This is a genomic window from Microcoleus sp. N3A4, from assembly GCF_036701805.1.
Classification (GTDB): Bacteria; Cyanobacteriota; Cyanobacteriia; order Cyanobacteriales; family Microcoleaceae; genus Microcoleus.
In genome coordinates, this window is record NZ_JAUBRJ010000004.1 from 90,250 (window position 1) to 103,628 (window position 13,379).

Annotated in this window: 10 protein-coding genes and 2 pseudogenes; 8 read left to right on the forward strand and 4 right to left on the reverse strand. The window is 45.8% G+C overall.

Features of this window, described 5'->3' with window-relative positions; translation table 11 throughout:
- Positions 1-45: 45 nt before the first annotated feature.
- Positions 46-1,689, reverse strand: coding sequence for a chaperonin GroEL (gene groL / locus QUA56_RS03955; RefSeq protein WP_015174510.1), 1,644 nt, complete (start codon positions 1,687-1,689; stop codon positions 46-48).
- 145 nt (positions 1,690-1,834) lie between these two features.
- Entirely contained in the window at positions 1,835-2,146 is a 312-nt protein-coding gene (gene groES / locus QUA56_RS03960; RefSeq protein WP_332945088.1) for a co-chaperone GroES, read from the reverse strand.
- Positions 2,147-2,571: 425 nt separating this feature from the next.
- On the opposite strand from groES, the gene QUA56_RS03965 reads away from it, so the two are divergent.
- The 6 genes and pseudogenes from QUA56_RS03965 to QUA56_RS36730 all read left to right on the forward strand — a co-directional run.
- A complete protein-coding gene (locus QUA56_RS03965) occupies positions 2,572-2,997 on the forward strand; it encodes a ferredoxin (protein ID WP_333353505.1) in 426 nt (141 codons plus the stop codon).
- A gap of 646 nt (positions 2,998-3,643) precedes the next feature.
- On the forward strand, positions 3,644-4,294 hold the full coding sequence (locus QUA56_RS03970; protein WP_333353508.1) for a response regulator transcription factor: 651 nt from the start codon (positions 3,644-3,646) through the stop codon (positions 4,292-4,294).
- Positions 4,295-4,629: 335 nt separating this feature from the next.
- Positions 4,630-5,151 (forward strand): LabA-like NYN domain-containing protein, encoded by a 522-nt coding sequence (locus tag QUA56_RS03975; protein WP_006633075.1) that lies wholly within the window; start codon positions 4,630-4,632, stop codon positions 5,149-5,151.
- Positions 5,152-5,490: 339 nt separating this feature from the next.
- Entirely contained in the window at positions 5,491-7,131 is a 1,641-nt protein-coding gene (locus tag QUA56_RS03980; protein WP_333353511.1) for a 2-isopropylmalate synthase, read from the forward strand.
- Positions 7,132-7,275: 144 nt separating this feature from the next.
- Positions 7,276-8,076, forward strand: a complete 801-nt coding sequence (locus QUA56_RS03985) for a class I SAM-dependent methyltransferase (RefSeq protein ID WP_333353514.1) — start codon at positions 7,276-7,278, stop codon at positions 8,074-8,076.
- Positions 8,077-8,493: 417 nt separating this feature from the next.
- Positions 8,494-8,568: pseudogene (locus QUA56_RS36730) on the forward strand (IS1/IS1595 family N-terminal zinc-binding domain-containing protein); the annotation flags it as partial.
- 258 nt (positions 8,569-8,826) lie between these two features.
- On the opposite strand, the gene cydB reads toward QUA56_RS36730, so the two are convergent.
- Both cydB and QUA56_RS03995 read right to left on the reverse strand, forming a co-directional pair.
- Positions 8,827-9,840, reverse strand: a complete 1,014-nt coding sequence (gene cydB / locus QUA56_RS03990; protein WP_333353517.1) for a cytochrome d ubiquinol oxidase subunit II — start codon at positions 9,838-9,840, stop codon at positions 8,827-8,829.
- A gap of 8 nt (positions 9,841-9,848) precedes the next feature.
- Entirely contained in the window at positions 9,849-11,291 is a 1,443-nt protein-coding gene (locus tag QUA56_RS03995; RefSeq protein ID WP_333353520.1) for a cytochrome ubiquinol oxidase subunit I, read from the reverse strand.
- A gap of 805 nt (positions 11,292-12,096) precedes the next feature.
- Between QUA56_RS03995 and QUA56_RS04000 the strand changes: the two are divergent.
- A pseudogene (locus QUA56_RS04000) lies at positions 12,097-12,519 on the forward strand (IS110 family transposase); the annotation flags it as partial.
- 491 nt (positions 12,520-13,010) lie between these two features.
- Complete coding sequence (locus QUA56_RS04005; RefSeq protein WP_333353523.1) at positions 13,011-13,229, forward strand: transposase; 219 nt, start codon at positions 13,011-13,013, stop codon at positions 13,227-13,229.
- Positions 13,230-13,379: the final 150 nt, after the last annotated feature.

Below are 13,379 nucleotides of genomic sequence, written 5' to 3' on the forward strand. Positions count from 1 at the left end.
TAACAGGGCAGGCCCAAAAGCCCGCCCCATCAAACGATCGATTAATTAATAATCGAAGTCGCCGCCGCCCATGCCGCCGCCAGCGCCAGCAGCAGCAGCGCCATCCTTCGGTTCAGGCTTGTCAACGACGATGCACTCGGTTGTCAGCACCATGCCAGCAATAGATGCGGCATTTTGCAGAGCAGAACGAGTCACCTTCGCGGGGTCAACGATACCAGCTTCAAACATATCGACAAACTCATTTGTCGCTGCGTTGAAACCGACGTTGAACGGCTTTTCTTTGACGCGCTCAGCAATCACAGCGCCATTCAAACCAGCATTTTCAGCAATCCGCTTCAGAGGAGCAGCCAGAGCCCGTGCCACAATCAAAGCACCGGTCAATTCTTCGCCCTTCAGGCTGCTGTTAGCCCACTCTTCCAATTGAGGAGTCAGGTGAGCCAAAGTTGTACCGCCGCCAGGAACAATTCCTTCTTCGACAGCAGCTTTGGTAGCGTTGATCGCATCTTCAAGACGCAGTTTGCGATCCTTCATTTCTGTTTCGGTAGCCGCGCCGACTTTGATGACTGCGACGCCGCCAGCCAATTTGGCCAAACGTTCTTGCAGCTTCTCTTTGTCGTAGGAAGACTCGGTTTCGTCCATTTGACGGCGAATTTGTTCGCAGCGGGACTTGACCGCGGCTTCGTTACCTTCGGCAACAATTGTGGTGCTGTCTTTGGTGATGGTGATGCGGCGGGCTTTGCCGATCATGTCGAGCTTGGTGTTTTCCAGTTTCAAACCGGCGTCTTCGGTGATTAGTTGACCGCCGGTCAATACGGCGATATCTTCTAACATGGCTTTGCGTCGATCGCCAAAACCGGGTGCTTTAACAGCAGTCACGTTCAACACACCGCGCAGTTTGTTGACAACGAGGGTAGCTAAAGCTTCTTTCTCAATGTCTTCTGCAATGATCAACAGCGGGCGGCCGGAACGGGCTACTTGTTCGAGCACAGGTACTAAATCTTGTACCAGAGCGATTTTCTTGTCTGTCAGCAAGATGAACGGTTCTTCGAGAATCGCTTCCATCCGTTCGGTGTCGGTGACGAAGTAGGGAGAAATGTAGCCTTTGTCAAAGCGCATCCCTTCGGTGATTTCCAATTCGGTGGTCATTGACTTCCCTTCTTCCAGGGAAATCACGCCTTCCTTGCCCACCTTGTCCATTGCGTTGGCAATCATTTGACCGACTTCATCGTCGTTACCAGCAGAGATGGAGCCGACTTGAGCGATGGCTTTGGAATCTTCTACTTGTTTGGCGTGTTCGGCAATTTTTTCTACCAAAAACGTGGTTGCTTTGTCAACACCGCGCTTGAGGGCGATCGCATTTGCGCCGGCTGCTACGTTACGCAGGCCTTCTTTAACCATTGCGTGAGCCAAAACGGTAGCAGTGGTGGTACCGTCGCCTGCTGCGTCGTTGGTTTTGGAGGCGGCTTGACGAATTAGAGCAACGCCTGTATTTTCTACATGGTCTTCTAGTTCGATTTCTTTGGCGATGGTAACGCCGTCATTGACGATCTGAGGAGCTCCGAATTTCTTTTCGAGAACCACGTTACGGCCTTTGGGGCCGAGGGTTACGGCCACTGCTTCGGCCAAAATGTCCATACCGCGTTCGAGGGCGCGACGTGCATTTTCGTTGTAGATGATACGCTTAGCCATAGTTTTTGGGGATTTGAGGGTTTGAGATTTTGGATTGGGGATGATGGATGTCTGTCATTTGTCCTGCGTCATTAGTTGTTTGGCGGCGTTCGCTTTAAACTAATGACTGATGACTGATGACTAATGACTGATGACTAATGATTAATTAGTTAACGATCGCCAGAATGTCTTTTTCTGCCAGCAAGACGTATTCGTCGGTGCCGAGTTTGATGTCGGTGCCGGCGTATTTCGAGTAGAGAACTTTGTCGCCGACTTTGACTTCCATTTCAATGCGAGTGCCGTCATCGTTGCGCTTGCCGGGGCCCACGGCTGCTACTTCGCCTACTTGGGGCTTTTCCTTAGCTGTGTCGGGTAGAAGGATGCCGCCGGCGGTTTTTTCTTCGCTAGCGCTTACTTTCACGAACACGCGCTCGCCTAACGGTTTAACGGTAGAAACACTCAGTGATACTGCTGCCATAAATAAATCTCCAGATTACAGATCCTAGTCAGTCAGGGGTCAGGGTTGCTATGAAAGCAACAGCCGACTGCTTACAACTGACATATTAGCACTCTCGACTCCTGAGTGCTAATTTAGCTTTAGAAAGCGGCGATCGCAACTTAGTTGTCAGTACGGGTTCCCGAACCGAGAATGAGTTGGAGGGAAGGAGAGGGAGAGAGGGAGAGAGGGAGAGGGGGAGAGAGGGAGAGGGGGAGAGAGGGAGAGAGAGGGAGAGAGCCAGAAGCGAAAAAGCCCGGATTTCGACTTGTTATGCCTTTAAAACTTGCCCCTTGCTTGCCCTCAATTTCTGAATTGTAAAAAACCTACCCTTGAGAGGGGGGGAGTGGGGGCTGTGGTGATATGACTTTCGATCGCTAACCAATTACTTTTGATTGATGAAGACAATGACAGAAAATAACGATGAATATTGCAGCCAAAGCTTGAGCGCTTGCGTCCAAAGCCTGGGAATCGCTCAAATCGAGCGGCATATTTTTATCTGTGCCGACCAAACCGTGCCCAAGTGCTGCGATCGCCAAACCAGTCTGGAAGCGTGGAATTACTTAAAAAAACGCTTGCAAAAATTGGGGTTGGACAAGCCAAGTGCCGATCGACCAACCTGCGTCTTTCGCACGAAAGCCAATTGCCTGCGAGTGTGCGCGTCTGGCCCGATTATGGTAGTCTATCCAGACGGAGTGTGGTACCGAGACGTTACTCCCCCCGTCATTGAGAGAATTATTCAGGAACATCTCCTAAACTCAAAGGTTGTTCAAGAATATGCTTTTTTGACTCATCCTTTGCCTGTGCCGGCACAGGCACAGGCAAACATTTAAGTATAGCGCTGTTAAACTACAGGGTTATAGGTAAGGTGTTAAATTTAAGGTTAAGGGTGAGAATTTGAGACCGTTGGGCGCCCGGGCGATCGCACCTGCTACAGCTCAAAAAAACTGTAGTTAGGTTGTCTTGGTAGTCGGGCTTGGCTTGTCGCTGGTGTTGCTCAAAAGGTACGCCCAAAAAAATCGATCGGAGGAACTGTGAAATTTTGTGCAAAAGTTTCTCAGTGGCAGACACTAAGCAGGTTGCCAAACTACACTAGAAACAGTTAAATACGTAAGTAGGGAGTCTGCTTAAATTTCTCTATATCAGAAGTATCATTTAAAACTGGGGCATCAACCTGCAATTAAACCGATCGAGATTAAATATTTAACTTGGGCTCTGTTAGGGAGTCTCCAATCAATCAAGGCCGATCTTGACAGGGCGATCGTCCCTTACAGGTTTCGGCTCCGTTCCAGGTCGCAAGACCTTCACAAACCGCCGTCGAGCACAGGTTGGGAAGCGGTAATACCCGCCCCGCTTTCCCTCACCGCTATCCCTTCACCAGACCGCCGTCCTCCACCCCCCAGCCGGGTGGCGGGAGACTGACGGAAAAAACATGAGTGAAAAAAAGGAAGTGAGCGGGATACTTTAGTGGGAATAAACATGACAAAGGAAAATACTTCAGGAGAGCAAAAACGGCTGATGCTGGTTGACGACGACCCCAACTTGATCTTGCTAGTCAAAGATTACTTAGAGTTTCGGGGTTACAACGTCATTACAGCAGAAAACGGCAGAGACGCTCTGGAAAAACTAGAACAAGAAATTCCCGACTTGATTATCTGCGATGTGATGATGCCGGAAATGGACGGGTACACTTTAGTCAAACACATCAGAGAAGACCCGCGCACTAACTGGATTCCGGTTCTTTTCTTGTCTGCTAAAGGTCAAAGTTCAGACCGAGTTAAAGGCTTGAGCACGGGGGCTGATGTTTATATAGTTAAGCCTTTTGAACCCGAAGAACTGGTAGCTCAAGTAGAATCTTCTCTGAAAGCGGCATCCCGCTTGATTCGCCACCGAAATGAAGGTATTGAGAGCGGCCCAAAAATTAAGGCACGTCGCAATGTCGAATTGACTCCAACTGAGTTAAAGGTGGTTCAGTTGTTAGCGCAGGGTATGGCAAACCGCCAGATCGCAGACGTGATGAATGTCAGCCAGCGGACTATAGAAAGCCACGTCAGCAATATGCTGGGCAAAACAGGTCTGCACAACCGGACAGAGTTAGCTCGCTGGGCCCTTGAAAGCAAAAAGGCTTGATCGCGGGGGTTCTCTGCTATGAAATCAGGGGAGCAAAAGGTACTGCAATGCGCTTCGGCATACCTGCTTGGCGGTAAGGCGGTAGGGCGGTAGCTTGAAGCCCAATTAACCTTGAAACCTCAGCCGCTATAGAGTTACAGGGCGTCGGGTTCGATCGAACCTGTCGATCGAATGCAAGCAGCGTTAAAATAGCCCTCTGGCGGTAGAGCCGAAAATATGAAATACTGGGGGAATGGAGTTTTCTGAAGTTTAATCTATTGCCTCAGTTAGCTCCATGTTGCTAAAATGTGATATTTAGATTAACTTCTTTCTACAATTATTAGGTCTAAGTTTCTATGACAAACTTAATGAACCGCCTTTCTATTTTTGTGGACGGGAACAATATGTTCTACGCTCAACAAAAGAACGGCTGGTTTTTTGATCCTCGCAGGGTGCTCGAATATTTCAAAACTTCGCAGCCGAATGTCATCTTAATCAATGCTTTCTGGTATACGGGTCTAAAAGACCCCCAAGATCAAAGGGGATTTCGAGATGCTTTGATCAGTCTGGGTTACACGGTTCGCACTAAAATTCTTAAGGAATATTACGATGATGCTTCGGGCAGATATTCTCAAAAGGCTAATTTAGACATAGAGATTGTGGTTGATATGTTTAATACGGTGGATCAATACGACCAAGTTGTGCTGTTTAGCGGGGATGGGGATTTTGAGAGGGCGATCGAGCTGTTGCGATCTAAAAATACTCATATTACTGTGGTATCAACCGAAGGAATGATTGCTAGAGAGTTACGAAATGCTACAGATAGGTATATAGACCTAAATGAAATTAGGGAACATATCGAGAAGATGGATTATTAGTCATTAGTCATTAGTCATTAGTCATTAGTCATTAGTCATTAGTCATTAGTCATTAGTTAGTAGTTATTAGTCATTAGTCAGTAGTTATGGGTTATGGGTTATTAATTATTCGTTATTGGCGCGAAACACGGGACTGGTGCCCCCGCCCAAAAACGCATACTTGCTTTCCGAGAGGAGCCGCCAGTAGCCCAAAATTTTAGACTAAGGTTCAAGTTCCCAGATTCATCTGTGGAGTAAATCTAAAATCTAAAATCTAAAATCTAAAATCGACTGACTGGGGGCTAAAAACTCAGAAAAACGGACAAGTAAAAATCAGGAAAACACTTTTTTTTTAGAGCTATGAAAACTCAACCAAGTCAAGACCGGATTATTATTTTCGATACGACTTTGCGGGACGGAGAACAATCTCCGGGTGCATCTCTGAATGTGGATGAAAAGCTGACGATCGCTCGCCAGTTAGCGAGATTGGGCGTGGATGTGATTGAAGCGGGTTTCCCTTTCACCAGCACGGGAGATTTTGAGGCCGTCCAAAAAATAGCCCGATCGGTTGGCACGGAAAATGGGCCGACAATTTGCGGTTTAGCAAGGGCAAGAAAGCCGGATATTAAAACAGCAGCAGAAGCTCTGAAACCGGCCGTAAATTCGCGAATTCATACGTTTCTGGCTACGTCGGATATTCACTTGGAATATAAGCTGAAAAAGACGCGGGCAGAAATTCTGGAAATAGTGCCGGAAATGGTGGGCTACGCTAAATCTTTTGTGGATGATGTGGAGTTTTCGCCGGAAGATGCTTGTCGTTCGGAACCGGAGTTTTTGTATCAGGTTCTGGAACGGGCGATCGCCGCTGGGGCGACTACTGTTAATATTCCCGATACTGTCGGCTACACGACTCCGAGCGAGTTTGGAGCTTTGATTCGGGGAATTAAGGAAAATGTGCCGAATATCGATCGCGCAATTATTTCGGTTCACGGCCACAATGATTTAGGATTGGCTGTTGCTAACTTTTTGGAAGCCGTAAAAAATGGCGCCAGACAGTTAGAATGCACGATTAACGGGATTGGCGAACGGGCGGGAAATGCCGCTCTGGAAGAGTTGGTAATGGCGCTTTACGTGCGGCGCCAATATTATAATCCGTTCTTGGGCAGACCTGCGGAATCTGACGAACCGCTGACTAATATTGACTCGCGCCAAATTTACAAAACTTCCCGCTTGGTTTCCAATTTGACGGGGATGTTGGTGCAGCCAAATAAGGCGATTGTGGGAGCAAATGCTTTCGCCCACGAGTCGGGAATTCACCAAGACGGGGTGCTGAAAAATAAGCTGACATACGAGATTATGGATGCTGAGTCGATCGGCTTGACAGAAAATCAAATCGTCTTGGGCAAATTATCCGGCCGCCACGCTTTTCACACTCGCTTGAAAGAGTTGGGTTTTGAAATGGCCGACGATGAGCTAAATAAGGCTTTTGTCAAGTTTAAAGATTTGGCGGACAAGAAAAAAGAGATTACTGATTGGGATTTAGAGGCGATCGCCAACAACGAAGCCCACCAAGCACCGGAACTGTTCCGGTTAGAATTGGTGCAAGTTTCTTGCGGCGACAAATCGCGGCCGACAGCAACCGTAACGGTGCGGAATCCGGCGGGGGAAGAATTGACCGATGCGGCGATCGGCACTGGGCCTGTAGATGCGATTTACAGGGCAATTAACCGCGTGGTAAATGTCCCGAATGAGTTGATCGAGTTTTCTGTACAGTCGGTGACAGCGGGAATAGATGCGATCGGCGAAGTAACAATTCGCTTGCGGCACGAAGGCAAAGTATTTTCCGGTCACTCGGCAAATACCGACATTATCGTAGCCTCCGCAGAAGCATACATCAGCGCTTTAAATCGGCTGTATCAGGCATTGCAGTCTAATGCTGAAAAATCTTCCGAACAGCCAACTCAGATCAGAAATCAAGTTGTTGCAGAAGCACAGCGCTGATAAATTTATTGTCAGCCATTTTTCTTGAAACAAACCGCAGACGAACCCATCATCAAAGCAGATAAATATAAATTAATCTGCCTTAATTCGGGTTCATCTGCGGTTTAAAATTACTTTTTTTTACTAATAACAAACTCTTGAAAAATGCAAGACGAAACTTTAAAAAAAGAGCGGCAGTTCCACGATGCTTGGGCATCCACAATCGATATTGACGGCATTCGAGTCAATGATTACTTTGAAGCTTGTACCGCCCCTGAAAATAGATTTATCGTCCAGCAACTGGGCGATATTACAGGTAAACGCCTGTTAGATTTAGGCTGCGGTGCTGGAGAAAACAGCGTTTATTTTGCTAAAAAAGGCGCGAATTGTGTGGCGGCCGACTATTCTCAGGGCATGGTAGAAGTAGCCCTGAAATTGGCGGAGAAAAACGGCGTCACAATAGACGGTTGCACTGTGAATGCAATGGCGCTAGATTTCCCGGACAACAGTTTTGATATTGTTTATGCTTCTAATTTGTTGCACCATTTGCCGGAACCGGAAAAGGCAATTCGCGAAATGCACCGCGTCCTGAAGCCTGGGGGTAAAGCTTGTTTTTGGGACCCGATGAAGCACAATCCGGTGATTAATGTTTACCGCAGAATGGCGACTGAGGTGCGGACGGAGGATGAAACTCCTTTGGATATTAATATTGTGAATTTTGTCAAGTCTTTGTTTTCGGAGACGGCTTATGATACGTTTTGGCTGACGGCGCTTTGGATTTTTTTGCGTTTTTATTTGATAGAAAAAGTGCATCCGAATGAGGAGCGTTATTGGAAAAAGATTATTATTGAACAGGGGAGATTAAAGCCGGAATACTCTCGGTTAGAAGGGTTGGATGGGTTTTTGAAGAAGTTGCCTTTGATGAAGCGGTTGGCTTGGAATTTGGCTGTGGTGGCAACAAAGTAATACGATTTTCGGCGTTGCTGAATTGAAGTATGATTGAACTATCGAGTGAAAGAGCCAGAAAATAATGTACATTAAATCAGAATCAATGGAATGTCCTTTCTGTCAAGTCAACTCAATAAAAATGGGCATAAAAGAGGTAAACAGAATTAGGGCGTTGCTGAATTGAGGTATGATTGATTCTGAGAGCAATTCACAAAAAATAATTAAACACAAGTCAGATTAAATGGAATGTCCTTTCTGTCAAGTCAACTCATACAGCATATTCCATGTATATGCGGTACACACAATTTTGTCGTAAGTAAGGTGCGTCGCTTTCAGAGTCAATCTGCAAGTTGCATTGAAGCATAGAACAGATCCGCACCCTACATAACACGTACCACACAATAATAGCTGAAGAGTGTACTTCATGAACCTGGAATACGCTGTATCAATAAAAATGGGTGCAAAAAAGGTAAGCAGAACTATCTATGTGTTAACTGTGGTAGACAATTTACAGCATATTCCATGTATATGCGGTACACACAATAAGAGTCGTAAGTAAGGTGCGTCGCCACCCGTCAATCTGCAAGTTCTATTTAAAAGGTCGCAGATCCGCACCCTACATATTAACATCACACAATATAAATATAGCGGCTACTGTACTTCATCAACCTGGAATATGCTGTATTTCCTCAAATAATACCATCTTTAGCAACTTGGTATTAGTCCTCAGATTTTTATGAGGACTGAAGTTCTCACTACAAACCAATTTTATTCCCCGTAGTGGCCGCCGACCACCTTACCCCGAAATACAACATAATTGTAGATGTTGTAAAAAATCATAATCGGGATCAGAAAGCCGATGAACACAATCATAAACACCAGCGCGCTGGGCGAAGCTGCGGCTTGGTAAATCGTGATTTTAGTCGGGATAATGTAGGGAAAAACAATCAATCCCAAACCGATGAAACTGAGCAAGAAAATCAAGATTGTCCAAATAAACGGCGTCCGTTCTTCTTTGCTTGCGAGACTTTTCAGCAACATTCCCACAAACAGCACTCCCAGCAAAGGAATAGCAGCAAAGATATAAACTAGCGGTTTCTCGAACAACCTCGCTCTCGTACTTTCGTAAAAAACCGGAGTGGCGATCGTAATTAAAACTGCTCCGATTAAAGTCGTCACTGCCGCAATTTTAGCAGTGCGATAGTGAGTTGTTTGCAGTTCGCCGTCAGTCTTCATAATTAGATAGGTTGAACCGATCAAAACGTAGCCTTGAATCAGCGTCAAAGCAACCAAGATCGATCGCCAATCCAGCCAGTCCCAAGTAGTCCCGACAAAGTGACCCGCTTCGTCAACCGCAATGCCTTCGAGCACCGCACCGAGGGCAAATCCTTGAGCTAAAGATGCTAAAAAACTGCCAGCACCAAAAGCGTAATTCCAGAATTTTTTCCGGTTAGAATGCTCGCGAAACTCAAACGCGACAGCCCGAAATATCAAACCAAAAAGCATCATGCAAATCGGTATGTACAGCGCGGTTAAAATCGTGCCGTAAGCGAGGGGAAATGCGCCAAATAGAGCGCCTCCCATCAACACCAGCCAAGTTTCGTTAGCGTCCCAAACATTGCCCAGACTGGTCATTAAAATGCCCCTGCGTTCCTCGTCGTCAGCAGTCAGAGACAAGATTCCGACTCCCAAGTCAAAACCGTCTAGCATGACGTACAGCAAGAGAAAGATACCTAAAATTACGAACCAAACTTGCGGGAGAAAATGCTCTAAAGCTTGCATAAAATCTCTTATTGCTGTGCTTCTACTGGACGTCGATCGGGAATGTGTTCTGCTGGTTGAGTTTCGATTGCGGGTTCATTGTCCGATCCCGGTAACGGCAGAGTTAAATTAGGCCCTTTGCGGATAATTCTGCTGCCGAAATAGATGGCACAAACAAACAAAAAGCTGTAGATAACGGCAAAGAAACTGAGGGAAACTAAAACATTGCTAGCGGGGATTACTGATACAGCATCAGCAGTGCGAATTTGCCCGTATAAAACCCACGGTTGTCTGCCGACACAGCGGACAATCCAACCTGATTCTACAGCAATATATCCGAGGGGAGCAGCTAATACCCAAGCGCGCATTAGCCAAGGTTGACTGCTAATATTTTCAGCAGCAAGTTTGCCTCGCATCCATTGAATTACACTCAACAGCATCAATCCTAGAAAAAAGAATCCAATGCCGGACATGATGCGGAAACAATAGTAGATTAAACCCACCATTCGGGGTCTATCTTCTGGCTTCCATTCCTTTAAACCTAGTACGGGTTCTGAGAGCTTTTCTTTGAATTCCAGAACGTATCCTAAGCCATTAGGAATGCTAATTTGCCAGTCGTTTTTTTGGGCTTTTTCATTAGGCAAAGCTAGCAAAGTCCAATCTGCTGACTCTCCCGCTGGTGAGGTTTCCCACTTAGCTTCGATTGCTGCTAATTTAGTGGGTTGATAGTGATAGACTTGTTCGGCGCTCAAATGTCCGATGTATATCTGCAAGGGTGCAACGGCGATTGCTGTTGCGATCGCAATTTTTAAAGACTTGGAAAAAAACGCTTCGTTGCGCTTATTAAGAATGTACCAAGCGCTAATTCCGCCAATGACAAAAAGCGAAGTTTCTAACGTCGCAAAAAACATATGGAGAATGCTGTTTAATGCGAACGGGTTCATAATTGCTTGAAAGTAATCGCTGACAATAAACTTGCCATTGACCATTTCTCCGCCCGCAGGAGTTTGCAGCCAAGAGTTAGCGACTAAAATCCAGACGGTTGATAGGTTAGCGCCGAAGGCTACCATGATTGTAGCGAAAAGATGGACGATCGGGTGAACGCGCTCCCAACCAAACAGCATAATGCCTAAAAAGCCGGCTTCGAGCATAAATGCCATTGAAGCTTCAAAGCCTAAAATGCTGCCAAAAAAGTCACCGACTGCTTCGGAAAATGGTGCCCAGTTTGTGCCGAATTGAAATTCCATTGGAATTCCTGAAGCTACTCCAATTCCGAAGTTGAGGACGTAGAGTTTAGACCAAAAACGAGCGTGGTGGTAGTAGTCAGGATTGCGAGTTTTTAGCCACATTCCCTCAACAATTACCAGATAAATCCCCATTCCAGTAGTCAGAACTGGCCACAGCATATGGAATATGGCTGTTAGTGCAAATTGCATCCGTGATAGCGCCACGGTGTTAGATAAGATATCCATCTTTATATCCTTTGGTCAGTTCAAGAGAGGTTAGCTTGCACGAGTTCCAGAATTGACACTGGTTATAATGTAATGTAAAAGTTGGCGACTATTTGTAGAGTTGGCAATTTTTAAGGTTTTATACAGATTTGGGTTGTATTTTCTTGTATTTTAAAATAGGTAGATTATGATTTGCCGTTGGGTGGGGGCGGGTTTATGAGATTGTGGGTTTTAGGCATTTATTATCGGTGAACCCGCCCCTTGTATCTTAAAAGAGTCAGTCAGGCGATCGCCACAAAAGAGTGGGCGATCGCTCCACCAAACAGGCGTAAATCTAAAGAAACAAGAAAAATGTAAGCTGTTGTGCATTTAAACCACTAACTAGGCTGTTCCGGGTGCGTCATCCGCCAACACGCTCCGCTTAAACGGGAAATACTTCGGACGCCCGGCACCATACAATCTGTTTTAAATGTTCAACAGCTTAGCGCAAGAGTGCAAGTTTCAGCAGAAAGTGTTCTCCAAGGACATCAGTAATTGGTGAAATGGGCCCGCCCCTTAGACTTTCATAAGTCTGTTGTGTAGATCGGCGGACATTACTGATGACAGGCTCACACAAAACACAGGGGGTATATACCGCGCTCGATATCATCAAGACAGCCTGCATTGACTCTTGTTAGTATTCAATTGCCTGTCACGTTATTTCATAAATCGGAGTACATCGGGAGCCAACAATGACACCAAAAATCTGAGGCATAGATATCAGTAAAAAAGAATTTCATGTCGCATTAGTGAAGGAAAATTGTGCAGCTAAAACAAAAAGTTTACGAACAATATTCAAGGGTTTGAGAGTTTACATCAGTGGCTCAAACAACATAGTGCTTCTGAACTTCACGCGAGCACATGGAAGCCACCAGTATTTTGGCGTGAAGCCTTGGCTGAATTTCTTGATGGAGCTGTTTTTTTTGTCAGTATCGTCAATCCGGCCCGGATTAAAGGGTTTGCTAAAAGCGAACTTCTACGAACTCAAACAGACTCCGTAGATGCAGCACTGATTGCCCGTTTTTGTGCGGCTGTTAAACCTTTATTATGGACACCTACTGCGCCCGAAGTTAAGGAGTTGCAAGCCTGGTTACGGCGGCTGGAATCTGTAATCGAAATGTCTAATCAAGAACGCAACCGTTTGGAAACAGCTACGGCAACTGTGGCGAACCTTACTCAGGATCGCGAATTAAATAACTTACAATTTTAATTGTTATGGTGGGATGGGCGTCCCGCCCGTCCAAAAAAGGGCGGGCTATAAGAGCCCACCCCACTTTCCTTGTGTAAGTTATTTAATTCTCATTCCTCAGTCGCATTTGGAGTACCTAGAACAGCAACAAAAACTGATTAAACAATTAATTAGTGACCATTTTGACCAAGCTCCGCATTTAAAACAACAACGTGACCTGTTGACAATCAAGCATCCAGGATACAAGCCCCCGGATTAATATGTTCAGAAGTAAAAAACTTTTATCCCATCGAGGAGCCCCCGAATTGAGCCGTGGGGTCAGTCGATTTGAGATTTGAGATTTGAGATTTTAGATTTACCCCACAGATGCAATCTGGGAGCTTGAACTAGGGTCTAAAATTTTGATCTTTCCACGACTTAAGTACGTGGCAGCGTATCCGTTTTTGGGCTGGGTCAATGCTTCAATTCTTTAATCTTTAATCTAAAATCTCAAATCTCAAATCTCAAATCGATTGACCTCAATTCCTGGTATTGGGGAACAAACGGCTGGAGTGTTATTAGCTGAAATCGGTCGGATTTCCGATTACAACAATGCTCGTCAATTAGCTGCTCATGAGGGTTTAACTCCCTGTGAACGCAGTTCAGGGACGGAGGTTAAAGGCATCTTGTACCGGAAATGTCAGACGAAAAAAGGCATTGTATTTGCCTGCGGTGGTGGCAATGCGTCATAACCCCTTGCTCAAAGCTATGAGTGAACGATTATTGGGTCGTGGCTTTCGTCAAAATGCAGGTGATTCGTGCAATGATATCGGAAGTTGGTGCATTTGGCTTTTGGGATTTTAAAATCCCAAAAGCCTTTCGATCCTAATTATTTGACTGCT

What these genes read in the sequence shown, in the direction of transcription:
- QUA56_RS03965 (WP_333353505.1), top strand. Translation starts at nt 2,572, where the DNA reads ATGACAGAAAATAACGATGAATATTGCAGCCAAAGCTTGAGCGCTTGC.
- cydB (WP_333353517.1), bottom strand. Translation starts at nt 9,840, where the DNA reads ATGCAAGCTTTAGAGCATTTTCTCCCGCAAGTTTGGTTCGTAATTTTA.
- QUA56_RS03975 (WP_006633075.1), top strand. Translation starts at nt 4,630, where the DNA reads ATGACAAACTTAATGAACCGCCTTTCTATTTTTGTGGACGGGAACAAT.
- QUA56_RS03980 (WP_333353511.1), top strand. Translation starts at nt 5,491, where the DNA reads ATGAAAACTCAACCAAGTCAAGACCGGATTATTATTTTCGATACGACT.
- QUA56_RS03985 (WP_333353514.1), top strand. Translation starts at nt 7,276, where the DNA reads ATGCAAGACGAAACTTTAAAAAAAGAGCGGCAGTTCCACGATGCTTGG.
- QUA56_RS03970 (WP_333353508.1), top strand. Translation starts at nt 3,644, where the DNA reads ATGACAAAGGAAAATACTTCAGGAGAGCAAAAACGGCTGATGCTGGTT.
- groL (WP_015174510.1), bottom strand. Translation starts at nt 1,689, where the DNA reads ATGGCTAAGCGTATCATCTACAACGAAAATGCACGTCGCGCCCTCGAA.
- groES (WP_332945088.1), bottom strand. Translation starts at nt 2,146, where the DNA reads ATGGCAGCAGTATCACTGAGTGTTTCTACCGTTAAACCGTTAGGCGAG.
- QUA56_RS03995 (WP_333353520.1), bottom strand. Translation starts at nt 11,291, where the DNA reads ATGGATATCTTATCTAACACCGTGGCGCTATCACGGATGCAATTTGCA.